Below are 25,338 nucleotides of genomic sequence, written 5' to 3'. Positions count from 1 at the left end.
TTGACTAAATTCAATCATTTCTGAAATTAATAATGAATATACGATAAAAAACATCATGCATTTACAGCTTTCGATTCAAACTTGGCACTAAATCCTTTACAATTGTTGGGTTTTGAAATTTATGCTTAGATTAAATTAATTAGAGGACGTATCTGTGAGCAAAGAGACTATCATCGCCCTACACGCAGAACACCAAGGTCGCTGGAAAAACCGTGAAGAAATCGCAGAACAAATGATCGCTTTGATCGGTCAGCTTTACCGTGAAAAAAATATTGTAGTTTCAGTGTTTGGACGTTCTTTAGTTAACCGTTCAGTAATTCAAATTTTAAAAGCACACCGTTTCACACGTATGATGGACGTTGAGCTTTCAGTTGTGCATACATTCCCAATCCTTGAAGCGCTCGCTAAAATTGAAAATATTGGTACTGCTGAAATTGATCTAGGCAAATTAGCTGTTGCTTTCAAAGAGCAAGGTGGCGATGTTGATGCATTTGTTGCAGCAGCAGTTAAGTCTGTAGAAGGTCGCCCAACTTCTGTAGAAGGCCGTGACGTTGTACTTTACGGTTTTGGTCGTATTGGTCGTATTCTTGCGCGTTTAATGATTGGTCAGTCTGGCCTTGGACGTGGCTTGAACTTAAAAGCGATTGTGGTTCGTAAGTCTTCTGATGGTGATTTAGAAAAACGTGCGTCTTTATTACGCCGTGACTCAATCCATGGTCCTTTCTCTGGTACGATTTCTGTTGATGAAGAAAACGAAGCAATTATTGCAAATGGTCAATTCATCAAAGTGATTTATGCATCTAACCCATCTGAAGTTGACTACACTGATTATGGCATCAGCAATGCGCTTGTGATTGACAACACGGGTAAATGGCGTGATGCAGAAGGTCTTGCTCAACACCTTAAATGTCCTGGTGCTGCACGTGTAATTCTAACTGCACCTGGTAAAGGTGACATGAAGAACGTGGTATTTGGTGTGAACCAAGCAGACATTCTTGATGAAGACAAAATCATCTCAGCTGCAAGTTGTACTACAAACGCGATTACACCAACACTTAAAGTACTACATGACAAATACACAGTGTTGAATGGTCACGTTGAAACAGTTCACTCATTCACAAATGACCAGAACTTAATTGACAACTACCATAAAGCAGACCGCCGTGGTCGTGCTGCAACATTGAACATGGTAATTACTGAAACTGGTGCGGCTAAAGCGGTTGCTAAAGCACTTCCAGCACTGCAAGGTAAACTGACAGGTAACTCTGTACGTGTTCCAACACCAAACGTTTCACTTGCGATTCTAAATTTAACTTTAGACAAAGAAGTTGATCGTGATGAAGTGAACGAATACATTCGTAAAATCTCAATCAGCTCAAGCCTTCAAGGTCAGATCGGTTATACCAACTCGACTGAAGTTGTATCATCTGACTTTATCGGTTCGCGTACTGCTGGTGTATTTGATGCGCAAGCAACCATTACTTCGGGCAACCGTTTAACTGCGTATGTTTGGTACGATAACGAAGTAGGTTATAGCTGCCAAGTATTACGTATTGCAGAGCAAATGGGTGGCGTAAGCTATCCTAAAATTCCTACTGAAACAAATGCATAATTTGTAGTAGTGATCAAAAAGAGCCTCATATGAGGCTCTTTTTTTTACTTGCTGATTTATAAAATTTGTACATATATGTCAGGATTGGCATAAGTATTGAATTTCATGGTAAGAGTTGCCAATGCTTAATTCTGACTTATTTACTTAGAATAATTGGAACATTTTATTGAAATAGACATTTATATATTTATCGAGTCAGGTTGGGATGACCTGTAAACAGACTGGGCTGACAAAAGGATTAGACTTGTCAGATGAAGAATCAAAATAAAAAAAGGAATTTGACTTTGCAAGTGAAACACCTACTCAGTGGATTGGTATTTATTGTGTTAGCAACCATGTGTGGTGTATTCATCGCTATTTGGATGTTTAAACACTTTAATATCTATATTCCCTTAGAAAATCAAAAAGTCAGTATTGATCTACAAGAGCCTTTACAAGCTGAGGTCAAAATTCATGACGCTTTAGATGTGGATGTGACAGGGCGTGTGAATGCTGAAATTCCGATCCGAGAAAACCTGAATATTCCACTGACCCAAACTCTGACACCACGTGTGTATTTTGATAATCAAGTCCCGATCAAAACCAGCATTCCAGTGCGTGAAATCTTGAAAATTAATCAGAGTATGCCTGTGGATACCAAGGTGCAGGTAAAAGTCATGGGACGAGATGTAACTTTGCCTTTAAAAGGTAATATTCCTATTCAGTTGGATGTTCCAATTCATATTGATGTGCCACTGGAACAGCAAGTACACCTCAAATTTGATGCACCTGTAAAAACTGTACTGAAAGAAAATCTACATATTCCAGTAAATACAGTGGTTAAGACCAATATTCCAATACAAGGGCATTTAAACGTTCCTATTAAAACGGCATTGAAAGCTTCGGTGGATGTGCAAAATACATTGCCAATTGAAATTAAGCAGGGGGAGTTGAAGATTCCACTCAACAGTTTGCAATTCTTGCGTGAAAAACCTCTATCTCAAGAACACGTGAAGCCATAGGAGGGAGTATGTGGATATTCCAGTCCGCGAAGCGGCTTGTCTTGAGTTTTGTGTGTGTTGTCATTTTGGTGGGTGCGCTGTTTTGGTTTTACCTGAATATTCAAGCCAGTATGCAAGTGTCTGCAAATGAAGCACAAATTCAACTGTCAGACTCTTTACCGACAAAAATACAAGTCGGTAATTATTTAGAAACTCAATCTGTTGGAACTTTAGATACGCAACTGAAAATTGATCAAAAAATTAATTTGCCTTTACATGGAAAATATTTGGCAAATTTGGAGTTCGAAGTAGAAGTACCTGTTTCTGTATCGGTTGATTATCAAACCGAGGTGCTTATTGATCAAAACATGCCGTTGGAGACCAATACGGATTTAATTTATCAGAATAAACTGTTGCCTAAGTTTCCACTCACTTTGGATATTCCGATTAAACTGGCTGTGCCATTTCATTTAAAGCAAGACTATCAGATTCCGATCAAAATTATGGTTAATGGCTTGGTTTATTTTGAGTTCAATGAGCAAGTACGACTGCATGTGTTGCATCAGTTTGCGCCACAGCTTAATTTGAATGATCCAATGACTATGCGAAAAATAGCAAGCTTCAATGCCACCATGTATAACACGGAGCGGAGTACGACAGCGAACTTGGAGATGAATATGACACTACCTGTGAAGAATATTCATCCATAAAGAAAACACCACCAATCATTGGTGGTGTTTTCATGTGAAAATCAAAAGGGTGGCTTAAAGTGCAGCTTTGATCGCATCTTGAATGTTCGTAGTTTTACGTCCAATCAATTGTTCTAGGTCTTGACTGTCACTATACATTGCACCTTGTATAGTTTGAATGTCTGCATCAACGATGACCTCAACTAAGCCAGCAGGTAAGCCCGCCTGAGTTAGGCCTTGAGTGTATTCTTCCGCACTTAGGTTTTGATAATTAATGGTTTTACTCGCTGCTTGACCAATCAATGTTGCAAGCTCTGAGAGGCTAAAGCTTTGTGAACCTGCTAGTTCATAGATTTGATTATCATGGCCAGTTGACGTTAAGACTTTCGCTGCAGCTTCAGCATAATCTATGCGTGATGCCGAGCTAATGCGACCATCTTGAGCTGCTCCAAAAAGCGTCCCAATTTCAATGGTGTGAGCAACACCTGCAAGGTAGTTTTCGCTATACCAGTTATTTCTTAAGAAGGTGTAGCGTAGTCCACTATCTTGAATCAGTTTTTCAGTTTCACGGTGTTCTTGGGCTAAGCCGAGTGGCGATGTATCTGCACGTAGTAAGCTAGTATAAGCAAGATAAGGAACACCGGCCACTTTTGCAGCATCAATCACTGCCTTGTGCTGAGGTGTACGGCGACCGACTTCATTTGCAGAAATGAGTAATAATTTATCTATACCTGATAGAGCAGGGACTAAAGTTTCAGGTCGGTCATAGTCAAACTCACGCACTTCGATATTTTGTGCTGTGAGATGTGTCGCTTTAGCTGGGTTTCGCACAAGCGCAACAATGTTGTTGGCCTCAGTTTGTAGTAAAAGTTTTTCTATCACAATAGAACCCAATTGGCCTGTTGCACCTGTGATTGCAATTTTCATAAGTCACCTATATTGGTTGTTTTCTGTACTTGATGGTTTTATCTTAATCTAGTAACTTACTAAGTGAAAGTACGTACCAAAAAGTAAGTAATAAACCAAATGGAGAGAAATGATGCACACCTATGCAACAAGCAAACTATTAGGTCAAGTTTTATCCACTGAGTGCCCATCTCGTGACATATTGGAACATCTTACGAGCAAATGGTCAGTACTGGTGTTGCGTTGTTTGAGTGATGGTGTACACCGTTTTAGTGAATTGAGACAGCGTATAGAAGGGGTGAGTGAGAAAATGCTTTCCCAAACCCTTAAAACACTTGAGCAAGATGGTTTTATTTTACGGACGGTTTATCCTGTAGTTCCACCTAAAGTTGAGTATCAATTGACGATACTGGGCTCCCAAGCGGCCGAAAAAACCATGTATCTAATTGGATGGATTGAAAAAAGTTTGCCTGAGATCTTGGAAAATAAAGAGCGAGTCTCAGCTTTAAAAAAATAACTTAACAACAAAATAAGCAGAATAAATGGTTTGAATTAAGTGAGTTATAGGTTTCACAAAAAGCCATAGATTTGCTTGTAACAGAGTATATGCTGCTTAATTTATGTAAGTTGAGCATGGGATTAGGTTGATTGTTTTCAGGGACAAAACTGAAGAAAATCAAGAGAAAAAGAGCTAAATGCACGTTTTTAAGTGATTTGTCACTAAATTTCATGTTTCGCTCAATAATTCTATTCGAGAAATTTTGTAAAATATGGCAGAATATGCGGTTTTAAAGTATTTAGAGGATTGGCAGCATGCGCTTTGTTGATGAAGCAGTCATTACCGTAGAGGCTGGCGACGGTGGCAATGGCGTAGCCAGTTTTCGCCGTGAAAAATTCGTACCCTTTGGCGGGCCAGATGGTGGTGACGGTGGTCGTGGTGGTAGCGTATTTATCGAAGCTGATGATAATACCAGTACCCTTGTAGACTTTCGTTATACGCGCCGCTTTCGTGCGGAGCGAGCTAAAAATGGTCGTGGTGCAAACTGCGCTGGCCGTGGCGGTGAAGACACTGTACTAAAGGTTCCTGTAGGTACAACGATTGTTGACACTGATTCGGGTGACATTATTGGCGACTTGGTTGAAAGTGGTCAGCGTGTGCTTGTTGCAGCGGGTGGTGATGGTGGTTTGGGTAATACTCATTTTAAATCATCGACGAACCGTTCGCCGCGTAAGTGTACCCATGGTTTTAAAGGCGAATTCCGTGAAATTCGCTTAGAACTAAAAGTACTGGCAGATGTCGGCTTACTGGGTATGCCAAATGCAGGTAAATCGACTTTTATTCGTGCCGTATCAGCAGCAAAACCTAAGGTTGCAGATTATCCGTTTACTACAATGGTTCCAAACCTTGGTGTAGTCGATGCGGACAGTCACCGTTCATTTGTAATGGCAGATATTCCTGGCTTGATCGAAGGGGCGTCAGAAGGTGCGGGTCTGGGTATTCGTTTCTTAAAGCACTTGGCGCGTACGCGTATTCTGCTTCACATTGTCGATGTTCAGCCGATTGATGGTTCTGATCCAGCATACAATGCAAAAGCGATCTTGGCGGAGTTAGAGAAATTCTCTCCGACACTTTCAAAGTTACCGATCGTTTTAGTGTTAAACAAAGTTGACCAACTGGCAGATGATACGCGTGATGAATGGTGTCAGCATATCTTAGATGAAATGCAGTGGGATGGCCCTGTATTTAAAACTTCAGGTTTGATGTCTGAAGGGACAAAACCAGTTGTGTATTACCTGATGGATCAAATTGAGCAACAACGTGAACGTGAGCTTGAAGATCCAGACTATGCAGCAGAAGTGAAAGCATTCCGTGAGCAGCTTGAAGCTGAAACACGCGAACAAACGATTGCCGCTAAAGAAGCGTATCGTGAAATGCGTCGCCAACAACGTCTTGCAGGATTGTTGGGTGATGATGAAGACGATGATGAAGATGATGGCGAAATGGAAGTGTACTACGTACGTTAAGCTCGTAATGAGTAACTGAGGACAAGATGATAGAAGTGGTAGATGGGCAACGTAAGCTCGAAGCTTGTAAACGAATCGTTGTTAAAATCGGATCATCTTTACTCACAGCAAATGGGCAAGGTTTAGATATAGATGCAATTTCGCATTGGGCGAAACAAATTGCAGATCTACACAATGCAGGACATGAGATTATTCTGGTGTCATCAGGAGCTGTGGCTGAAGGTATGGTTCGTATGAAGCTAGACAGCCGACCCACCGATCTACCCAGTCTTCAGGCGTGTGCTGCCATTGGTCAGATGGGCCTGATTCATACATGGTCGAGTGTGCTTGAAAAACATCACATTCAGACTGCACAAGTGTTGTTGACCCATGATGACTTGGCAGACCGTCGTCGTTACTTAAACTCATGTGATGCTTTACAGAACTTGATTGAATGGCATGTGATCCCTGTGATCAATGAAAATGACACGGTTTCGACCGATGAAATTCGCTTTGGTGACAATGACACGCTGGCCGCGATGGTTGCTGGTCAAGTGCATGCAGATTTGTTAATTATTTTGACTGATCAGCAAGGTATGTTTGACTCAGACCCACGTTCAAATCCAGATGCGAAACTGTTCCATACCGTGCGTGCTTTAGATGAAAGCTTGTTTGATATGGCTGGCGGTGGTGGTAAGTTTGGTCGTGGTGGCATGTTGACCAAAGTCCGTGCTGCACGCTTGGCTGCGAAGTCTGGCTGTCCAACGCTGATTGCCAGTGGTGAAAGTGATAATGTGCTTGCACGTTTGATGGATGGTGAAATGCTTGGGACATTGTTTATTACTGACAATGACCGCATTACTGCTCATCAACAATGGTTAGCGGCTCACTTACAAACAGCAGGTCGTTTGGTGTTGGATGATGGTGCGGTTAAGGCCATTAAAGACAATCATCGTAGTTTACTTCCGGTTGGCGTGAAAGCTGTGGAAGGGCATTTTGAGCGCGGTGACGTGGTTGAATGTGTTGATATTCAAGGCGGTCGTGTTGCGGTCGGACGTGTCAACTTTAGTTCGCGTTCTGCGGAGTTGGTCAAGGGCTTGGCGTCAGATAAAGTTCATCAAGTTCTAGGTGAAGCACGGTCACTTGAGATGATTCATCGTAACCACATGGCAATCTACTGATTTAAACGCATGAAAAAATCCTGCTCTCGAGCGGGATTTTTTGTTTTAAAGAGAAAGTTATTTGATATAGCCTTTTTGAATCAGTGGCTTAAATAAGTAAAAGTGAAGGGTGAGTGCCCATTGCATGATTTTCTCTTTATAGAGATGCCAAAGCTTTAAACCAAAGAAGTTTAAGGCAAAAGCCAATAGAAAAGCGCCGAGCATATCTAAAGGGAAGTGCACACCGAGATAGACACGTGACCATGCAACCAGCCAAGCCACGATCAAGAGAAAAACTCCCAGTTTGCGCTGTGCCGAGAACAGATAAGAAAAGGCAATACTGCTAAAAATCAGCATATGGTCACTCGGGAATGAACCATTAGGTGCATGGTAAATGAGAGTGCGTCCAACATCCATGACAAAAGGCCGCGGGTGATAATACACATGCGAAATACATTGGCTGATCAAAATGGCGATACTGGTAAAGATAAATGCCTTCAATATCTGCTTTTTAGTGTCATAGTTACCACGTAGCCAAAACCAAGCAAACAGTAAAATCATGCAATAGAGCAGGTCATTGGCAATGAAAATAGCAAAATGAATATTGGTATTGCTAGCTTCGGGAGATGCATTAATCCATGAAAAAAGCGATAAATTAAGTTCAGAGAGGGTCATGAAGTAGGGTGATATTTATAAAGTGCGAAAATGTGTCACAATTTTGTCATATTGTTAAAATAAAAAAGACCACAAAAATGTAGTCTTTTTTATCTGCTGCATGGATTTGAGTGAATTGGCTGTCAGCTTTAAAAGTAAAATCACGTTGCGCACTGAATTTAAAAGCTAGGTTTAATGTCGCTTTTCAAATTGCATGAGCGCTATTTCTTTATTTAAATTGAACAGTACCATTTGTATTTACGGTGATTTTAGACTCGCCACCTGCCACATCTTGCATTGGTGCTGCATCAGCCATTGCAAATTTTGCACTTTCAGCACGCATCATCACTGGGCGAGGGTAATAGTTACTGGTGTTAATGTTCAAGTTCACCAAGTTATAGCCTGATTTGTTCCATGCTTGTGCTAAAGATTGCGCACGTTGTTGAAAGTTTTTCGATGCTTCAATAATCAGCTCATTTTCGACTTTTTTACGTTGTGCATCAGATACACTAAAACCAATAGATTGGGTTTGGAAGTTCTGTTGTAACTCACCAATCAACTGACTTGCTGCCTTAAAGTCTGTGCTTTCTAAATTAATTTCTGCACGACCACGCCATTCTTTTAGCTTTTGGTTGTCATCATTATAAATTGGGTAAGTGCTTTGAGAGCCCGTTTCGACTTTTACACTTGGGTATTTGCGTGCTAAAGCAGTGGCTTGATTCATCAACTGTGTAATTTGAGTAGCCAGTTCAGCAGGTTGCTTATTGCTGCGTTCAATGTACAACGTTGCATTCATGAGATCATTGGAAACTTGGCGTGTTGCTTCGGCCTGAACGTTGACAATATTGTAGTTTAATTGGTTATCTGACTGTGCAAAAACTGCGGAGCTAAATAAAGTGCTAAGTGCGATGGCTGGGATGAAGAATTGACGCATTTTTATTCCTTTTTTATTTACGAGGAGTTTTGCAACATTTATAAAAAGCTTAAAGCCAATTTGTGGTGAATTTGCGAAAATATTGTGGTTCGATTGTAAAAATGAGTACACATTATTTTTCAATAAAGTCTAGATATATTTAATTTTTTCAATCGCTTAATTTTCATCTAAGCTGAACTTTATTATATTTTTTGGCAAAGTTGAAAAATAAATAAAATCATCGGGTTTTCTTTACGTTGTCACACTGTAAGATGATAATTTAAGCTATGGTTTAGGACGATCTATTTTTTTAGTAAATTTATGACAGATAATATCCAAAAGCTGTTTATTTTATTGAAAATTTCTGTATCATCCGCCTCCTAGTTATGAAGTATCTGAACACTATCTAACTAGATTTTATAAAGCGCCGAGTCAAAGGACCAAAAGTCACCCGACTTATTTCTTTCAACCCATATCAGAGATGGTAATTCGATATGAGCGTTTCTTCTGTAAACCCTGCCACTAATTCTACTAACGAATACTATTTGACTCGCCAAAGTCAGATGGAATCCAATGTTCGTAGCTATCCACGTAAATTACCGTTAGCGATAGCCAAAGCATTAGGTTGCTGGGTTACTGATGTTGAAGGTACAGAGTACCTCGATTGTTTAGCTGGGGCAGGAACATTGGCTTTGGGCCATAATCATCCTGCGGTAATTCAAAGTATCCAAGATACGCTTGCAAGCGGTCTACCATTACATACTTTGGATTTAACGACACCTTTAAAAGATGCGTTTACTGAAGCATTACTTGAGCAATTACCTGGTGGTAAAGAAGAGTATTGTTTACAGTTCTGTGGTCCATCTGGTGCAGATGGCACGGAAGCAGCAATTAAATTAGCAAAGACTTATACGGGTCGTAGTACAGTGATTAGTTTCTCTGGTGGCTACCATGGTATGACACATGGTTCGCTTGCTATGACAGGTAATTTGTCTGCTAAAAATGCTGTAAATGGTTTGATGCCAGGCGTTCAATTTATGCCGTATCCGCATGAATACCGTTGCCCACTTGGTTTAGGTGGTGAAGCGGGTGTGGATGCTTTAACGTATTTCTTTGAAAATTTCATCGAAGACGTTGAAAGTGGTGTAACTAAGCCAGCTGCTGTGATTCTTGAAGCAATTCAAGGTGAAGGTGGTGTGGTAACAGCGCCAACTAAATGGTTGAAAAAAATCCGCGAAGTGACTGAAAAACACAATATCGTGTTGATTCTTGACGAAGTTCAAGCAGGCTTTGCACGTTCAGGCAAGATGTTCGCATTTGAACACGCAGGTATTGAACCTGACGTTGTTGTCATGTCTAAAGCTGTAGGTGGTAGCTTACCGCTTGCTGTACTGGGCATTAAGCGTAAGTTCGACGCATGGCAACCAGCAGGTCACACGGGTACTTTCCGTGGTAACCAATTGGCGATGGGTACTGGTCTTGCAACCATCAAAACCATCAAAGAACAAAACCTTGCGCAGAATGCACAAGAACGTGGTGATTTCTTACAAGCTGAATTTAAAAAGCTGGCTCAAGAGTTCCCATGTATCGGTAACGTGCGTGGCCGTGGTTTGATGATTGGTGTTGAAATTGTTGATGAGCGTAAACCAGCGGATCATATGGGGTCTTTACCTGCAGATGGTCAATTGGCAGCAGCAATTCAAGCGGCATGCTTTAACAACAAGTTATTGTTAGAAAAAGGCGGTCGTAACGGTACAGTGATTCGTTTACTTTGCCCACTTATTATCACTCAAGCTGAATGTGAAGAAGTAATTGTTCGCTTTAAGAAAGCAATTGCTGAAGCACTTGTTGCAACTCGAGGCGCGTAATCATGGTTGATTTTGCAGAACACCGTAAGGCGTTACTCTGCAATGATGCTGCATCTATTGCTGACTACTCGTCAGCGATGGATCAAGCGACTAAAGCAGTTGCAGCATGGTTGCAAAACGACAAGATGTACACAGGCGGTAGCATCAAAGAGCTTCGCAGTGCGATTGCATTTAATCCTTCTAAAGAGGGTTTGGGTGTACAAAAGTCACTTGAACGTATGGTTGAGCTTTTCTTAAATAAAAGCTTAAAAGTCCATCACCCACACTCGCTTGCACATTTGCACTGTCCGACCATGGTCACCAGTCAAATTGCTGAAGTGCTGATTAATGCAACCAACCAATCAATGGACTCATGGGATCAAAGCCCTGCTGGTTCTTTGATGGAAGTACAGTTGATTGATTGGCTTCGTCAAAAAGTAGGTTATGGCGAAGGTCAAGCAGGCGTATTCACTTCTGGTGGCACACAGTCAAACTTGATGGGTGTACTGCTTGCACGTGATGCATGTATCGCGAAAAACTGGAAAGACGAAAACGGTAATCCGTGGTCTGTACAGCGTGATGGTGTGCCAGGCGATGCGATGCGTAACGTCAAAGTTATTTGTTCTGAAAATGCACACTTTTCTGTGCAAAAGAACATGGCGATGATGGGCATGGGTTTCCAATCTGTTGTGACCGTTCCTGTGAACGAAAACGCGCAGATGGATGTGGATGCACTTGAAAAAACCATGGCGCACCTTCAAGCTGAAGGTAAAATCGTGGCATGTGTGGTTGCAACTGCGGGTACAACCGATGCAGGTGCGATTGATCCACTCAAGAAAATTCGTGAAATCACCAACAAATATGGTGCGTGGATGCATATCGACGCAGCATGGGGTGGTGCTTTAATCTTATCGAACAATCACCGTGATATGTTGGATGGGATCGAGCTTTCTGACTCCATTACGCTGGATTTCCATAAGCATTACTTCCAAACCATCTCTTGTGGTGCGTTCTTGTTAAAAGATGAAGCGAACTATCGTTTCATGCACTACGAAGCTGAGTATTTAAACTCTGCTTATGACGAAGAGCATGGCGTGCCAAACTTGGTGTCTAAGTCACTTCAAACAACCCGTCGTTTTGATGCGTTGAAACTTTGGATGACTGTTGAAGCACTAGGTGAAGAGCTTTATGGTTCTATGATTGACCACGGTGTAACACTGACCCGTGACGTTGCTGATTATATCAATGCAACTGCGGGTTTAGAGATGTTGGTTGATCCACAATTTGCATCTGTATTGTTCCGTGTGGTTCCAGCAGACTACCCAGTAGAATTGCTTGATACCTTAAACCAAAACGTTGCAGATGAATTGTTTGCACGTGGTGAAGCGAATATTGGCGTTACTAAAGTAGGTCAAAATCAATCATTGAAAATGACGACTTTAAGCCCAGTTGCGACTTTAGATAACGTGAAGAACCTGCTTGGCCTTGTGCTTGCAGAAGCGGATCGTATCAAAGGTCCAATCGCAGATGGAACCTATATACCTGCAATTGCTTAAACGATTGTTTGTGTAAAAAAGGGAGCTCTCATGAGCTCCCTTTTTTACGGCATAATTTCTTTGAAAATACTATTTTAAGAAAAGATATGAATAAAAATGAATATATATTCGACTATTGGCTAAATATTGTGTAACCAATGGTGCAAGATTTCTTTGAATATAAGCATGATCTGCGAAAAGGTAGAATTGCTGCTATTGTTTTAGATCATATGCGAGATTATTGGGCAATTTATCTAAATAAAAATACGGAATGGTCTATTACAGAAAAATTGTTGAAAGAAGAAATTTATAGTATTTGTTCAGAAGTAGCATTGATCCGCAATGTTTGTAATGCAACTAAGCATGGAATACTGAGAGAATCTAAAAGCGATACAAATATTCCAAAAAGTATTCATTCTACAGAGCAAATAAAAGCAGAGCAAAATGAGGGCCTATTTGTTGATGGATTTGATGGCATGTTTACAGAGTCGAATTTTGTTTTTATCCAGTTTGAACAAGAAATTGAAATAAATGGCGAATATGTGGGGTGTCGATTTCTACATGAAGCTATTTCTGAAGTTATGCGCTTTTGGGAAGAGGAATTAGATTGTAAAAGTCGTGCTTGCGTTTCTAACGATCAAAAGTAGCAACATCCTATGTAGGCAGCATTGGAGGAATGTCCTATCCCCCAATGCTACCTAATAGCATGTATACAGCAAGTCAGCTAAGTTAACTCAGTCTAAGATTGAGGCATGTATTGATCACTTTTAAGCTGCAAATAATGGGCTAAATCCTTTTTTTCTGAGTAATTTTCGATACATGCTGGAACTGCGATCCGCAGGAAAATGGGCTTCAATACTCAGGTCTAATGGCAAGTATTCAGGTTTTTGGTTTTCAACAATTAGACGATCCTCTTCAAAGATTTTTAAGTTAAAAGCATAAGCATCCTCCACAGGGAGGTCTTTGTCATAATCACGGCAAATAGGTGCGAAAAGGCGTGTTTGGCGTGCGGACATGGGTGAAGCCGCGTTCATGATCACTTGCCGTGCCCCGTGTGGAAAATGAATGGTTAAAGTCGCTGTAAAAGGGAGATGAACCTCAAAATGTCTGAGCCACTGGAAGCCTGCTTCACCACGTTGCACTTCTCCAATTGGATAGCGTCCCACACTGCTTATATAGTCGGCACTAAAACCATTCGCTGTTTCAGTGGTTTTATAATCAGGCACTTCAGCATCGTCTGGATCACCAAACGTATCGGGATGTACCCATGCAAAATGCGCTACATCAATGAAGCCTTCCAGTTGACGACCTGCGAAGCATTGGATGTCTACAGGTGGACATACCAGTTGTTGAAACTCCGTTTCATCCCAATGAGGCATGTCAGGAATATGGGGTATGCTGCCTATTTCTGCTTTGAGAGAGCACCACAGTAAGCCATAACGCTCTACATGCGCATAGGTTTTGAGGTTAAAACGCTCCGATATCTTGTGTTCAGGATGGGCAGGGATGCGATTGCATTTGCCCTCATGTCCAAAGCGTAAGCCATGATAGCGGCAGACGACACCTTGTCCGTCGTCATTCTTGCCCAAACTCAAAGGGACGCCACGATGGGGGCAGGCATCCTTTGCCACAATGATTTCATCTCCCATTTTATACATGACCAATGGCATGTCTAAAAGCAGAGTTGAAGTTGGTTGTTCTGTTAAGTCACTCACTAAAGCAATGGGATACCAGTATTCAGCCAAAATGTGCCAGTCCTGTTCCTCAAATGTCAGGTGAATAGGAAGATCTGGGTCAAAAGTACGGATTGTTTTGCTATTCATATTCATTTCTTTGCGCTGTCTTTTACAAAATATAGGACAAAGAACTGTTCTCTGAAATTTCAATTATTCGGACAAGTTTTTCTAAAAAATAGAAAGACCTGCGGTGAAGAAATAAAATACGATGTGACTGTTAATGGTAGGGCTGTCATTTTGTCCGTCATAAATAAGATATGTGAGGGAGAAAAGAACATAAATGATGGTCTATTTTTTCAATATGGCTAAAATTTTTGTCATTTATCTGCGGTTAATTTCTGTGCTCTATGAGGGTGAATTGCTGTAGGTTTATCATTCTAGCAATAGGAGTAAAGTCTAAAATATAGAAAATTAAAAATGTACTGTATTTTTATTAATTATTGATTTTAAATATTTTTATGGATAGTTGTGGCAATGTTTCGACGCAGAATATCATTAATAATCCGTATTTCCCAAGCCGTTTAAAGCAAGTAAAAGGTGAACAAAGTGTAACGAATCATGGACAAATAAAACTAAACATCATGAAAGTGTCACAATGCTGTAACTTGCTTGTCATATTCTGAAATCAAAATGCAGTTATCCAAAAAAGTACAAGACTGAATAAAAAAGTGGCGTACTCCAAAATGTTTAATATGTGAGATAACAAATATGCGCTTAAACCATATCGCACTTGCAGTAGTTGTTTCTGGGGCAGCTGTAGCAACCACGGCAAATGCAGCTCGTGACACAATACAAATTGCTGGTTCTTCAACAGTTTTACCATATGCAAGTATTGTTGCTGAAGAGTTTGGTAATACTTTCCCACAATTTAAAGCACCAGTGGTAGGTTCAGGTGGTACTTCAGGTGGTTTAAAGCAATTCTGTAACGGTGTGGGTGATAATACAATTGATATTGCAAACGCATCTCGTAAAATTAAAGATACAGAGTTGGCTGCTTGTAAGAAAGCAGGCGTAAACCAAATTCTAGAAATCAAAGTTGGTTACGACGGTATTGTGTTTGCATCGAATGCAAACAAAGCAGCTTATAAATTACGTCCACAGCACGTATATGCAGCTTTAGCGGCTCAATTGCCATCTAACGGTAAAATGGTAGCAAACCCATATACACGTTGGAATCAAATTGACAAAAGCCTTCCAAATGAAGCCATCACTTTAGTGATTCCTGCTTCAAACCACGGTACACGTGAAGTATTCCAAGAAAAAATGGTTGATGCAGGTTGCGAAACTTACGCAGCAATCAAAGCAATGGATAAAGATGCACAAAAGAAAGCGTGTTCAACTTTCCGTAAAGATGGAAAAGTGATCGAAATTGCGGGCGACTACACTGAAACGCTTGCACGTTTAAAAACATCTCCAAATGCTGTAGGTGTGTTTGGTCTTGGTTTCTATGACCAAAACCGCGACAAGTTACGTGTAGCGACAGTAAATAATGTTGCGCCATCTGAAAAAACAATCTTGAACGGTTCATACCCAGTTTCTCGCCCACTCTTCTTCTACGTGAAAGGTGAGCACTTAAAATCAATCAAAGGCTTGAAAGAATATACTGAATACTTCATCAGCAAAAAAGTTTCAGGAAAAGGTTCAAAGCTTGAGCGTGCTGGTTTGATTCCAATGTCAGACAAAGAACGTGCAGCAGTGCTTGCGAACTTTAAAGCAGGCAAAGCCGTTAAGTAATTAGCATAGAAACAGTCAACGGTAGGCAAGTCCTACCTTTGGCTTTTTTTACTAGGATCAAGTTTTTTCAAATAATGAAAATTGAAAGAACCGTGGAGAATACATGAATCTGCTACTAATAGGTGTGTTATTGGCACTGATTGCCATAGCCTACCAAATTGGCTTAAGCAAGAGCCGTAACTTAGCAGGTAAGGGAAATAATTCTGCAAAATTACACTCGCGTCCGGGTTATTACGGTGCGTTGGTGGCTTTGTGGTGTGGTATCCCTGCTTTTTTAATTTTGATTGTTTGGAATATTGTTGAACCAAACATTTTGAATCATGTGGTGTTAAACCATGTGCCAGCACAAGTTGCTGCAACCTTAGATGCAGCAAGTACAGATGTGTTGATCAATCGTGTAGAAGCGATTGCATCAGGTTTCGGTGTAACCGATACACCAGCAGCGTATGAACTTGCTGCTGCTGAGCAACTGGCTAAGTTTCAAAGTATTGGTACATTTGCAAAAATCGCCGTTGTGATTTGTGCTGCATTAGCAGGTCTAGTGGTTGCAAAAAAACGTATTGGAACCCAATTCCGTGCACGTAACCAAGTTGAAAAGACCATCAATATTGCACTTGCACTGTGTTCGGGTGTTGCGATCCTAACGACCATCGGTATTGTCATGTCGATGTTTAGTGAAGCAATGCGATTCTTCCACTTTGTGAGTCCACTTGACTTCTTCTTCGGTACAGAATGGAACCCAGGTTTTAGTACATCTGGTAATGCAGAAGGAAGCTACGGTTTGTTGCCATTACTTTGGGGCACGCTCATGGTGAGTGGTGTTGCTCTTCTGGTTGCAGTTCCTGTAGGGCTGATGATTGCTATCTACTTGGCCGAATATGCATCGCCAAGTTTCCGTGCTTGGGCAAAACCAACCATTGAAGTTCTCGCAGGGATTCCAACCATTGTTTATGGTGTTTTTGCACTGATGATTATTGGTCCATTCTTTAAAATGGTCGGTGAATCGGTTGGATTGCAGATCAATGCGACCAGTGCACTTACTGCAGGCTTCGTGATGGGAATCATGATCATTCCTTTTGTTTCATCACTTTCAGATGACATTATCACTCAGGTTCCGCGTGCACTGCGAGATGGTTCATTGGGGTTGGGTGCGACAAAGTCTGAGACGATCCGTCAGGTCGTTTTACCTGCAGCGCTTCCCGGTATTATTGGTGCGTTCTTGCTTGCAGCATCACGTGCAATTGGTGAGACCATGATTGTGGTGCTAGCGGCAGGAAACAGTCCTTTATTGCATGCGAACCCACTTGAAGCGATTTCAACGGTAACGATTACCATCGTAAACCAATTAACAGGCGATACAGACTTTGCAAGTCCGCAAGCATTGGTGGCTTTTGCATTGGGTCTGACTTTATTCGTGATTACCCTTGGTTTGAACATTGTAGCACTGTACATCGTGCGTAAATATCGTGAGCAATACGACTAATGACGACTTCTAATAGCACAGCAGATCAAGTTTTTGATCCACAACTTGCGGCAGAATTACGAGAAAAGCGTAAGCAAACGATCAGTAATTCTTTGGCTAAACGTCACCGTAAAGAAAAGACATTTCGCATTTTAGGCTTCTCTGCAGTTATTGCAGGCCTACTTTTTGTTGCACTTCTTTTTGGTAGTATTTTGTCTAAAGGTCTACCTGCTTTTTGGCAAAGTAGTATGAACCTACCTGTGTACTTTGATCCGGCTATTATTACCACTGGGGCAAAACCAGTGCAGCGTGCAGGTGAATCTCCAGCGCAGTTTGAAGAGCGTTTTATTGCTTGGCAGACTGAAGTGGGGATGGTGGATTGGGATGCACTCATTGTGAATGCGATGATTGCAAAAGATCCAGCACTTGCAAGCAAGCGTGATGATTTAGCATCTATCTATACCAGTTCGGAAGCATATCGCTTACGAGATATGGTGATGAAGGATCCAACACTCATTGGTAAAAAAGAGGATATTAAAATCCTTGCCGATGCCAATGTGGATGTGTGGCTCGCAGGGAACATTGACCGTGCTTTACCAGATGAGCAACAACAGCTGAGCCCAGAAGTACGTCAAATTGCAGACCAAATGAAAGCTTCAGGTGTGATGGAAAATACCTTTAATACCAACATTTTTGTTAGTCCAGATTCACGTAGTTCTCCTGCAACTTCAGGTTTAGCAGGGGCATTCATGGGATCGCTGTTCATGATGCTGATCGTGATCATTATTTCGATTCCAATTGGTGTGGCATCTGCGATTTATCTTGAAGAATTTGCGCCAAAGAACTGGATTACTGATGTCATTGAAGTCAACATTAACAACCTTGCGGCTGTACCATCAATTGTCTTTGGTTTACTGGGTGCTGCGATCTTTATTGGCTGGATGCATTTACCGCTTTCTGCACCCTTGGTCGGTGGTTTGGTACTGAGCCTAATGACTTTACCAACGGTGATTATTACGACACGGGCATCGTTGAAAGCTGTACCACCTTCAATTCGCCAAGCGGCTTTAGGGCTAGGTGCTTCACGTGTACAAACTGTATTCCATCATGTGTTACCACTTGCATTGCCGGGTATTTTAACGGGGGCAATCATTGGCGTAGCTCAAGCTTTGGGTGAAACTGCACCATTATTGTTAATTGGGATGAGCGCATTCGTTGCAAGTGTACCTGCAACACCGTTTGACCAATCGAGTGCGTTACCTGTACAGATCTTCTTATGGCAGGGGAATGAATTACGAAACTTCTTTGAAGGTCGTACTGCCGCAGCAATTATTGTCCTCCTTGCAATGATGATTGGACTCAACAGTATTGCAATTTGGTTACGTAAGAAATTTGAAGTCCGCTGGTAAGTGAGGGCAAAATATGAATACCGTTGTTAAAAACTCCTTAGATCAGGATCAGACAGTGAATCAAGAACACACTCAATTTACAAACCCAAATACGACAAATGGTCAGCAGGGTACTTCATTTGTGTCGCAGTTCGAAACACCTGCTTCTGCTAAGAAAGATCAAGCACAGGGCCAAATCAAACTCAGCACGTCAGATGTACATGTTTACTATGGTGAAGCTGAGGCGATTAAAGGGATTGATCTGAATATCTACGAAAATGAAGTGATTGCATTTATTGGGCCATCGGGCTGCGGTAAATCGACCTTCTTACGTACGTTGAACCGTATGAATGATACGATTGATAGCTGTCGTGTGACGGGCAAAGTGATGTTGGATAATCAAGATATCTATGACCCAAACCTCGATGTGGTATTGCTTCGCGCTCAAGTCGGTATGGTATTTCAAAAACCAAACCCATTCCCAAAGTCCATTTTTGACAACGTGGCTTATGGTCCTAAACTACACGGTTTAGCACGTGATAAGTATGACTTAGAAGAAATTGTAGAAAATAGCTTGCGTAAAGCAGGTCTTTGGGATGAAGTTAAAGATCGTCTAAACCAACCGGGCACAGGCTTATCTGGTGGTCAGCAGCAACGTTTATGTATTGCGCGTACGATTGCAGTGAGTCCTGAAGTGATTTTGATGGATGAGCCATGTTCAGCGCTTGACCCGATTGCAACAGCGAAAGTAGAAGAGCTAATTTCTGAGCTTTCAACGCAGTATACGATTGCTATTGTGACGCACTCAATGCAGCAGGCGGCACGTGTATCAGACCGTACCGCTTACTTCCATTTAGGTGACTTGATTGAAGTAAACTCAACGGAGAAAGTCTTTACTCAGCCAGATCATCAGCTAACCGAAGCTTATATTACCGGTCGTTTTGGTTAATTTGAATAATTTGAAATATTTAAAAAAAACAGAGCCTAAGTGCTCTGTTTTTTTTGAACGAGCATTTAGTTTGCTGATTAAAAAGCTATGATAATGGGAATTGTGTATTAGAGTCATAGTAGACAATAGGTGAGCAGGTGTGCTGTCTACGAGATTGACTCATCTTATAAATGATTAAATGTGAAAGATAATGCATTACAGAATAAAACAAAAAATGGCTATTGAAAAAAAATGCCATTGACCTAATCTAGGTCATATACCGATGTATTATTTTAGAGAATATAATTTCTATGTTATTTCATTTACCGAAACTTCCCGCTGAAATTCGAATTACACATTTAAACGCGCGTATTAATGAACAACGTAAAAAAATTGCGCAAACAACAGCATCTAAGCTTGAACTATTACAATTGACGCAACAGTTAGCAAAAGAGGCTCGTCACCGTAAGAAAGCTAATCAGAAAATTTATATTTTGGACTTTAAGGGGGATACCGCTGCATCTGCGGTAGAGACATTACGAGAAGAAATCACCTTGATTCTAGCGACAGCCAAAGCAGGGCGTGATCGTGTTGTGGTGCGCTTAGAGAGCCCAGGCGGTATGGTGCATGGATATGGTTTGGCTGCTGCTCAATTAGTGCGGTTACGTGATGCGGGTTTCAACCTCACTATCTGTGTCGATAAAGTTGCAGCGAGTGGCGGTTATATGATGGCATGTATCGCCAATCAGATTATTGCTGCCCCTTTTGCGGTTGTTGGTTCAATTGGTGTGGTTGCGCAAGTGCCTAACTTTAATCGTTTATTGAAAGAGCACAATATTGATTTTGAACTGTACACAGCAGGCCAATATAAACGTACAGTGACGATGTTTGGTGAAAATACAGCAGAAGGTAAGGCGAAGTTTGAAGAAGAGTTACAACAGACGCATGTGCTGTTTAAGCACTTTGTCGAAAAATACCGTCCACAACTCAATGTTGAAAAAGTGGCGACGGGTGAACATTGGTATGGTCAAGATGCCTTAGATTTGAATTTGGTCGATCAGTTACAAACTTCAGATGCTTATCTATTAAGTTTATTGGCAGATCATGATACGTATATCATCTCAACACGTAAGAAACCAACTTTGGGTGAAAAATTAGGTTTACAGGCCGCGCAAATGGCAGATGCCTTAGTACCAGCTGTCATGAATAAAGTGATGGAAACCTTAACTAAAACCAATGCAAATTTGGTTCAAATACGTGATCCAAAACTTTAATTTTTAGTTAGCCAATTCATCTTAAAAGTCTGGTTCCAAAATGTGCCTAAAGCAATTTTAGAACCAGATTTTTTTGTCTTAAGCCAAGTAAGCTTTAATCATTTTCACTAGACGCTCAATCAATTGATCCGCCTGTTCTTTGCTAATGTTCAACGTCGGTAGTAAACGCACCACAGAACCCGCAGTGACGTTAATAATGGTGTGATATTCATCACGAGCGATGTTGACCAAGTCACCACATGCTTTTGGTAATTCAATACCAATCATTAAACCAAAGCCACGGACAATCACATTTTGATCGGCAAGTTGCTTACGCAGTTGTTCTACGATGTAAGCGCCTTGTTCAGCTGCATTTTGTACAATGTTTTCTTTCTGCATAATGTCGATGATGGTATACACCACACGAGAACCCAATGCTGAACCACTATATGTTGAACCGTGGTTACCTGCAGTTAGTACGCCTACACCACGACCTTGAGTCATCACTGCACCAATCGGGAAACCATTGCCTAAACCTTTAGCTGTGGTCAGTACATCAGGAATGATGTTGGTGTGTTGGTAGGCAAAGTATTCACCTGTACGGCCATTCCCTGTTTGAACTTCATCAAGCATCATCAGCCAGTTGTGTTGATTACAGATCTGACGAATCTCTTCCAAATAGCTAAAGCCTTGTGGAGCAGTATTGACTCCACCTTCGCCCTGAATTGGCTCGACAAAGATGGCGACGATGTCTGGATGATGAATTGCGGCTTCTTCAATGGCTTCAATGTCGCCGAATGGGACACGAATAAAACCTTCAACCAATGGGCCAAAGCCTTCTTGGACTTTTTTATTGCCTGTTGCTGATAGGGTCGCCATAGTACGACCATGGAAAGAGTGTTCTGCGACAATGATTTTGGGGTTGGCAATGCCTTGCATGTAGCCAAATTTACGGGCAATTTTGATTGCACCCTCATTGGATTCTGCACCACTGTTTGAAAAGAATACTTCCTCCATGCCAGCAACTTCAGCAAGTTTCTGTGCGGCTGCTGTTTGCCAAGGCACTTCAAACAAATTACTGGTATGAATGAGCGTTGCAGCTTGTTCTGCAATTGCTTCTGCAATAACAGGATGTGCGTGACCTAAACCACAAACTGCAATGCCTGTTAGTGCATCGAAGTATTCAGTACCATCCGCTGTATAAAGATAAGACCCTCGGCCTCGGACAAAGCTGATCGGCTGACGGCCAAATACGGGCATCAAATGAGTGGGTTGATCAGTTTGTACAGGAGCAAGGGTAATGTTATTCATGACTAACTCTTATCTGTTAGAGGGTAAGTGAAAGTCAATATTAAGCAATTATGCTTGTAGTTTTAAAGCCTAAATTCAAATAAAAACCGAAATATTGCTTTAGGCATACTGTTTTTCTACGTTTTGGGTATAATGCGGGTTAGATTAGTTGAGGATTGATCAATGACTGAACAAGCACGCGATACCGAAGCGTTAATTCGTGACCAAATTGCAAAACACGCTGTACTTCTTTATATGAAAGGCACCCCACAGTTTCCACAATGTGGTTTCTCTGCACGTGCTGTAGAAGCGCTTAGTCAAATTGGTCGTCCATTTGCTTATGTGAATATTCTTGAAAATCCAGATATTCGTGCTTTGTTACCACAAATTGCAAACTGGCCTACATTCCCGCAGTTATGGATCAACGGTGAGTTGATCGGTGGTAGTGATATTATTTTAGACATGTTCCAAAAAGGTGAATTACAACCTTTAGTTGAACAGTATAGTCCAGCACCTGAAGCTTAATCTTCAGTTGTAAAAAAGCGCCGTTGAGGCGCTTTTTTTGTTTGAGGGAAGGGGTTAATCCACTGTAGTTACAGTACTTTCGCTTTCAGGAGATGGTTCCACTGCGTTTTCAGTTGCAATGGCCTTCTTTTCAGCTTTTGTCTTTTTTTTGTCTTTCTTCTTTTTTTTCTTTTTCTTCGGCTCTTCTTCAAACTCAGCACCATCTTCAATGGCTTGCCAATAATCTAGCTGATCCATCACCGCCGCATAAATAGACTTCTTGGTGTAGCGTCCTTTTTTGTCTAAAGTGCCGACTGGTCGAGCCATAAGTAGCTCAAGTGCTTGATCAATCGTGTCTATGGCATGAATGTGGAACTGGCCATTTGAAACCGCTTCAATCACATCTTTACGTAACATGAGATGCTGCATATTTTGACGCGGAATAATCACACCTTGTTTACCAGTTAAACCTTGAAGTTTACATGCATCGAAGAAGCCTTCAATTTTGGCATTAACACCACCAATCGGTTGAACTTGACCTAATTGGTTCATTGAGCCGGTAATCGCCCAAGATTGATCAATCGGCAGTTGGCTAATCGCTGAGATTAAAGCAGAGAGTTCTGCAACCGTAGCACTGTCACCATCGACTTGACCATAACTTTGTTCAAAGGCAAGTGCTGCAGAGAAATGCAGAGTTTGTTCACGACCGAAATGTGCTTTTAAGAATGATGACATAAGTAACACGCCTTTGGCATGCAGAGAGCCACCGAGCTCGACACTACGTTCGATATCTAGAATATCGCCGCCACCTTGATACACGGAGGCTGTTAAACGTGATGGTAAGCCAAACTCAACATCCGCATAGTGAATGACCGAAAGTGCATTAATTTGACCGAGACGGTGTCCGCGCGTTTCGATGAGCTGTGTACCACGTGACAAATCCTGCCAATAGAGCTCACGTAAATAGCCTAAGCGATATTTGCGATGGTCTAATGCCATATTAATGTGTTGATCCGAAACGATTTTATCACCTGCTTGAAATGCATGGTGATGGGCTTCACGGATCAAATCACCCAATGTGAGGGCATGTAGAGATAAGGAGCTTTGATCTTCGGCTTGACGACTAGAGTCGGTCAAAAGCGCAGAAAGGGCGGATCGATCAAAAGGAAGCAGTTTATCGGCCTGTACATAGTCTGCAATGAGCTGCATATAGGCTTGTTCATTGGTTTCATTACGCTGTAGCGTGTCGGTAAAATCGGCACGAATCTTAAAAACGCTGCCTAGTTCTGGCTCGACCTCGAGTATTTCATAGTAAATTTCAGGTTCAGCAAGAAGCACCACTTTCAAGTTCAGTGGAATCGACTCTGGTTCAATCGAAATACTCCCCGTAAGCGTTAACATGTGTTCCAAGGAGGATAGTTTTAACTGACCTGACTTTAACGCACGCTTTAAACCCTGCCATGCATAAGGTTGTTCAAGCAGTTGTTCTGCTTCGAGCATTAAGAAACCACCATTGGCTTTATGTAATGTGCCCGGGCGGATTAAGGTAAAGTCTGTAGTAATGGTGCCATGTTGAGTCAGTTGCTCTACGTGACCAAGTAAATTGTAATGGGTTGGGAAATCTTCAAAAATAACCGGTGCGCCAGCATTAGGCTTATGCGACACAATGACATTGGCTTGGTAACGTGAGGGAATACGGCTGAATAGACCTGGGCTAAAATCGTCTTCCTCTTGTTCTAAGACTATTTCAACATTGTTAATAATATCTTCGGCATAATGTTTTAAATAGTCTTTTAAGCCTTCAACTTCAGTAAACTTAGTGAGTAACTGTTCGACTTTAGGCAATAAAACTTGCTTGGCAATATCACGGTTTAATACTTGAACTTTATCGCGGGCATCATCTTCCAAGTCACCTAAATGCATACCCAAACGTTCAAGTTTTTTATCCATATGGCGGATATTGGCATTAATTTCAGAGCGTTCTTTAGAGCTGAGTGCGTTAATGTCAGCTTGTGTCATTTCTAAGACTTTATCGTCTACATATTGGACGGGAATAAAGCAGTGCTCATCATTGCGAGACACCAGTTTCAGATCGAGCTCTTCACCTTCTTTGGTTAGTTCAATCAAAGCTTGTTGCTGAACATCACCCGTTTGTTGGCGAATGGCTTCTATACGGTTGTGGTAGGTTTCAGCAGTAAAACGACGTTCAAGTTGTTTTAGTGTGGTTTGCCATGTTTGATGCAACATGGTTTGAAATTTTACCGCCTGACCTGCAGGGAGCTCTAAAGCAATCGGTTGACGTGGACTTTTAAAATTATAGACGTAAACCCAATCGTTCGGTGTCGGCATATTCTTGGCGTGTTGCTGTAGTAAACGCTTGACCATGGTGCGCTTGCCCAAGCCAGCTGTACCTACGGCAAAGATGTTATAGCCAGAATAAGGTAAGGAAATGCCTGCTTCAACTGAAGCACGTGCGCGGTCTTGCCCTAAAAAATTATTGAGCGGTTTAATACGACGCGTTGAGGCTGGAATCTTATCCAGAGCAGGGCTATGCGTCAGTTGCTCTGCTTGAAGTTGAGTCTTTGCTAAAGTCGTTTGAATTTCGGGTTGGTCAAATGCTGAACTAAGGTTGTTTTCTAGAGTTTCTGGGGGATTTAATTGGATATTTGCAGATAAAGAAGAGTTCATTTGATCGTGTTTTTGGGTCACTTTGAAATCCGAAACTAAAGATTGCGTTAGAAAC

General features: G+C 41.5%; 21 protein-coding genes. 15 read left to right on the top strand and 6 right to left on the bottom strand.

Features of this window, described 5'->3' with window-relative positions; genetic code table 11:
* The first annotated feature begins 154 nt into the window (after positions 1–154).
* The 3 genes from GBI16_RS07095 to GBI16_RS07085 all read left to right on the top strand — a co-directional run bounded on the left by GBI16_RS07095 (position 155) and on the right by GBI16_RS07085 (position 3,302).
* Entirely contained in the window at positions 155–1,612 is a 1,458-nt protein-coding gene (locus GBI16_RS07095) for a glyceraldehyde-3-phosphate dehydrogenase (protein ID WP_086210867.1), read from the top strand.
* A gap of 251 nt (positions 1,613–1,863) precedes the next feature.
* Positions 1,864–2,613 (top strand): MFS transporter, encoded by a 750-nt coding sequence (locus GBI16_RS07090; RefSeq protein ID WP_404814584.1) that lies wholly within the window; start codon positions 1,864–1,866, stop codon positions 2,611–2,613.
* A gap of 8 nt (positions 2,614–2,621) precedes the next feature.
* Complete coding sequence (locus GBI16_RS07085; protein ID WP_151706804.1) at positions 2,622–3,302, top strand: hypothetical protein; 681 nt, start codon at positions 2,622–2,624, stop codon at positions 3,300–3,302.
* 54 nt (positions 3,303–3,356) lie between these two features.
* On the opposite strand, the gene GBI16_RS07080 is transcribed toward GBI16_RS07085, so the two are convergent.
* Positions 3,357–4,208 (bottom strand): SDR family oxidoreductase, encoded by an 852-nt coding sequence (locus tag GBI16_RS07080; protein WP_086210869.1) that lies wholly within the window; start codon positions 4,206–4,208, stop codon positions 3,357–3,359.
* A 112-nt stretch (positions 4,209–4,320) separates the two neighbouring features.
* Between GBI16_RS07080 and GBI16_RS07075 the strand changes: the two genes are divergently transcribed.
* From GBI16_RS07075 to proB, 3 genes are all read left to right on the top strand, one after another.
* Complete coding sequence (locus tag GBI16_RS07075) at positions 4,321–4,704, top strand: helix-turn-helix domain-containing protein (protein ID WP_086210870.1); 384 nt, start codon at positions 4,321–4,323, stop codon at positions 4,702–4,704.
* Positions 4,705–5,000: 296 nt separating this feature from the next.
* Positions 5,001–6,212 carry an Obg family GTPase CgtA gene (cgtA, locus tag GBI16_RS07070; protein WP_086210871.1) on the top strand — a complete coding sequence of 404 codons (1,212 nt, stop codon included), beginning with the start codon at positions 5,001–5,003 and terminating at the stop codon, positions 6,210–6,212.
* 26 nt (positions 6,213–6,238) lie between these two features.
* Positions 6,239–7,372: a glutamate 5-kinase gene (proB, locus tag GBI16_RS07065; protein WP_005399671.1), complete on the top strand. Its 1,134-nt coding sequence runs from the start codon at positions 6,239–6,241 to the stop codon at positions 7,370–7,372.
* Between the two features lie 57 nt (positions 7,373–7,429).
* On the opposite strand, the gene GBI16_RS07060 is transcribed toward proB, so the two are convergent.
* Together GBI16_RS07060 and GBI16_RS07055 are read right to left on the bottom strand one after the other, a co-directional pair.
* The gene (locus GBI16_RS07060) at positions 7,430–8,026 is read right to left on the bottom strand and encodes a phosphatase PAP2 family protein (RefSeq protein WP_151706803.1); all 597 of its coding nucleotides are present in this window, start codon (positions 8,024–8,026) and stop codon (positions 7,430–7,432) included.
* Positions 8,027–8,234: 208 nt separating this feature from the next.
* Positions 8,235–8,939 carry an SIMPL domain-containing protein gene (locus GBI16_RS07055; RefSeq protein ID WP_086209585.1) on the bottom strand — a complete coding sequence of 235 codons (705 nt, stop codon included), beginning with the start codon at positions 8,937–8,939 and terminating at the stop codon, positions 8,235–8,237.
* Positions 8,940–9,412: 473 nt separating this feature from the next.
* Between GBI16_RS07055 and GBI16_RS07050 the strand changes: the two genes are divergently transcribed.
* The 3 genes from GBI16_RS07050 to GBI16_RS07040 all read left to right on the top strand — a co-directional run bounded on the left by GBI16_RS07050 (position 9,413) and on the right by GBI16_RS07040 (position 12,947).
* Positions 9,413–10,786 carry a diaminobutyrate--2-oxoglutarate transaminase gene (locus GBI16_RS07050; RefSeq protein WP_086209584.1) on the top strand — a complete coding sequence of 458 codons (1,374 nt, stop codon included), beginning with the start codon at positions 9,413–9,415 and terminating at the stop codon, positions 10,784–10,786.
* A 2-nt stretch (positions 10,787–10,788) separates the two neighbouring features.
* Positions 10,789–12,321, top strand: a complete 1,533-nt coding sequence (locus GBI16_RS07045) for an aspartate aminotransferase family protein (protein WP_151706802.1) — start codon at positions 10,789–10,791, stop codon at positions 12,319–12,321.
* 137 nt (positions 12,322–12,458) lie between these two features.
* Complete coding sequence (locus GBI16_RS07040; protein ID WP_151706801.1) at positions 12,459–12,947, top strand: hypothetical protein; 489 nt, start codon at positions 12,459–12,461, stop codon at positions 12,945–12,947.
* Between the two features lie 120 nt (positions 12,948–13,067).
* On the opposite strand, the gene GBI16_RS07035 is transcribed toward GBI16_RS07040, so the two are convergent.
* The gene (locus GBI16_RS07035; protein WP_151706800.1) at positions 13,068–14,123 is read right to left on the bottom strand and encodes a Rieske 2Fe-2S domain-containing protein; all 1,056 of its coding nucleotides are present in this window, start codon (positions 14,121–14,123) and stop codon (positions 13,068–13,070) included.
* 621 nt (positions 14,124–14,744) lie between these two features.
* On the opposite strand from GBI16_RS07035, the gene GBI16_RS07030 reads away from it, so the two are divergent.
* The 5 genes from GBI16_RS07030 (at position 14,745) to sohB (ending at position 20,822) form a co-directional block, all read left to right on the top strand.
* A complete protein-coding gene (locus GBI16_RS07030) occupies positions 14,745–15,770 on the top strand; it encodes a substrate-binding domain-containing protein (protein WP_086209581.1) in 1,026 nt (341 codons plus the stop codon).
* Between the two features lie 103 nt (positions 15,771–15,873).
* Positions 15,874–17,253, top strand: coding sequence for a phosphate ABC transporter permease subunit PstC (pstC, locus tag GBI16_RS07025; RefSeq protein ID WP_086209580.1), 1,380 nt, complete (start codon positions 15,874–15,876; stop codon positions 17,251–17,253).
* Positions 17,253–18,641, top strand: coding sequence for a phosphate ABC transporter permease PstA (gene pstA, locus GBI16_RS07020; RefSeq protein WP_086209579.1), 1,389 nt, complete (start codon positions 17,253–17,255; stop codon positions 18,639–18,641). Before pstC ends, pstA begins: the two co-directional genes overlap by 1 nt.
* A gap of 13 nt (positions 18,642–18,654) precedes the next feature.
* Positions 18,655–19,569, top strand: a complete 915-nt coding sequence (gene pstB, locus GBI16_RS07015) for a phosphate ABC transporter ATP-binding protein PstB (RefSeq protein WP_086209578.1) — start codon at positions 18,655–18,657, stop codon at positions 19,567–19,569.
* 269 nt (positions 19,570–19,838) lie between these two features.
* On the top strand, positions 19,839–20,822 hold the full coding sequence (gene sohB / locus GBI16_RS07010; RefSeq protein WP_308463948.1) for a protease SohB: 984 nt from the start codon (positions 19,839–19,841) through the stop codon (positions 20,820–20,822).
* 78 nt (positions 20,823–20,900) lie between these two features.
* Here the strand turns inward: sohB and GBI16_RS07005 are convergent, their stop codons facing one another.
* Positions 20,901–22,112 (bottom strand): aspartate aminotransferase family protein, encoded by a 1,212-nt coding sequence (locus tag GBI16_RS07005; protein ID WP_086209576.1) that lies wholly within the window; start codon positions 22,110–22,112, stop codon positions 20,901–20,903.
* 162 nt (positions 22,113–22,274) lie between these two features.
* On the opposite strand from GBI16_RS07005, the gene grxD reads away from it, so the two are divergent.
* Entirely contained in the window at positions 22,275–22,616 is a 342-nt protein-coding gene (gene grxD / locus GBI16_RS07000; protein ID WP_086209575.1) for a Grx4 family monothiol glutaredoxin, read from the top strand.
* Between the two features lie 54 nt (positions 22,617–22,670).
* Here grxD and GBI16_RS06995 read toward each other — a convergent pair whose 3' ends face one another.
* Positions 22,671–25,304: a Lon protease family protein gene (locus GBI16_RS06995; protein WP_086209574.1), complete on the bottom strand. Its 2,634-nt coding sequence runs from the start codon at positions 25,302–25,304 to the stop codon at positions 22,671–22,673.
* Positions 25,305–25,338 lie beyond the last annotated feature (34 nt).

It is taken from the genome of Acinetobacter sp. TUM15064, assembly GCF_008980265.1.
Lineage (GTDB): Bacteria > Pseudomonadota > Gammaproteobacteria > Pseudomonadales > Moraxellaceae > Acinetobacter.
The sequence above is the reverse complement of the archived record's forward strand: the minus strand, read 5'-3'. Positions and strand labels throughout refer to the sequence as shown.

Excerpts from the sequence above, each read along its gene's own strand:
- GBI16_RS07090 (WP_404814584.1), top strand. The coding sequence starts at position 1,864 with ATGAAGAATCAAAATAAAAAAAGGAATTTGACTTTGCAAGTGAAACAC.
- GBI16_RS07085 (WP_151706804.1), top strand. The coding sequence starts at position 2,622 with ATGTGGATATTCCAGTCCGCGAAGCGGCTTGTCTTGAGTTTTGTGTGT.
- GBI16_RS07080 (WP_086210869.1), bottom strand. The coding sequence starts at position 4,208 with ATGAAAATTGCAATCACAGGTGCAACAGGCCAATTGGGTTCTATTGTG.
- GBI16_RS07075 (WP_086210870.1), top strand. The coding sequence starts at position 4,321 with ATGCACACCTATGCAACAAGCAAACTATTAGGTCAAGTTTTATCCACT.
- cgtA (WP_086210871.1), top strand. The coding sequence starts at position 5,001 with ATGCGCTTTGTTGATGAAGCAGTCATTACCGTAGAGGCTGGCGACGGT.
- proB (WP_005399671.1), top strand. The coding sequence starts at position 6,239 with ATGATAGAAGTGGTAGATGGGCAACGTAAGCTCGAAGCTTGTAAACGA.
- GBI16_RS07060 (WP_151706803.1), bottom strand. The coding sequence starts at position 8,026 with ATGACCCTCTCTGAACTTAATTTATCGCTTTTTTCATGGATTAATGCA.
- GBI16_RS07055 (WP_086209585.1), bottom strand. The coding sequence starts at position 8,939 with ATGCGTCAATTCTTCATCCCAGCCATCGCACTTAGCACTTTATTTAGC.
- GBI16_RS07050 (WP_086209584.1), top strand. The coding sequence starts at position 9,413 with ATGAGCGTTTCTTCTGTAAACCCTGCCACTAATTCTACTAACGAATAC.
- GBI16_RS07045 (WP_151706802.1), top strand. The coding sequence starts at position 10,789 with ATGGTTGATTTTGCAGAACACCGTAAGGCGTTACTCTGCAATGATGCT.
- GBI16_RS07040 (WP_151706801.1), top strand. The coding sequence starts at position 12,459 with ATGGTGCAAGATTTCTTTGAATATAAGCATGATCTGCGAAAAGGTAGA.
- GBI16_RS07035 (WP_151706800.1), bottom strand. The coding sequence starts at position 14,123 with ATGAATAGCAAAACAATCCGTACTTTTGACCCAGATCTTCCTATTCAC.
- GBI16_RS07030 (WP_086209581.1), top strand. The coding sequence starts at position 14,745 with ATGCGCTTAAACCATATCGCACTTGCAGTAGTTGTTTCTGGGGCAGCT.
- pstC (WP_086209580.1), top strand. The coding sequence starts at position 15,874 with ATGAATCTGCTACTAATAGGTGTGTTATTGGCACTGATTGCCATAGCC.
- pstA (WP_086209579.1), top strand. The coding sequence starts at position 17,253 with ATGACGACTTCTAATAGCACAGCAGATCAAGTTTTTGATCCACAACTT.
- pstB (WP_086209578.1), top strand. The coding sequence starts at position 18,655 with ATGAATACCGTTGTTAAAAACTCCTTAGATCAGGATCAGACAGTGAAT.
- GBI16_RS07005 (WP_086209576.1), bottom strand. The coding sequence starts at position 22,112 with ATGAATAACATTACCCTTGCTCCTGTACAAACTGATCAACCCACTCAT.
- grxD (WP_086209575.1), top strand. The coding sequence starts at position 22,275 with ATGACTGAACAAGCACGCGATACCGAAGCGTTAATTCGTGACCAAATT.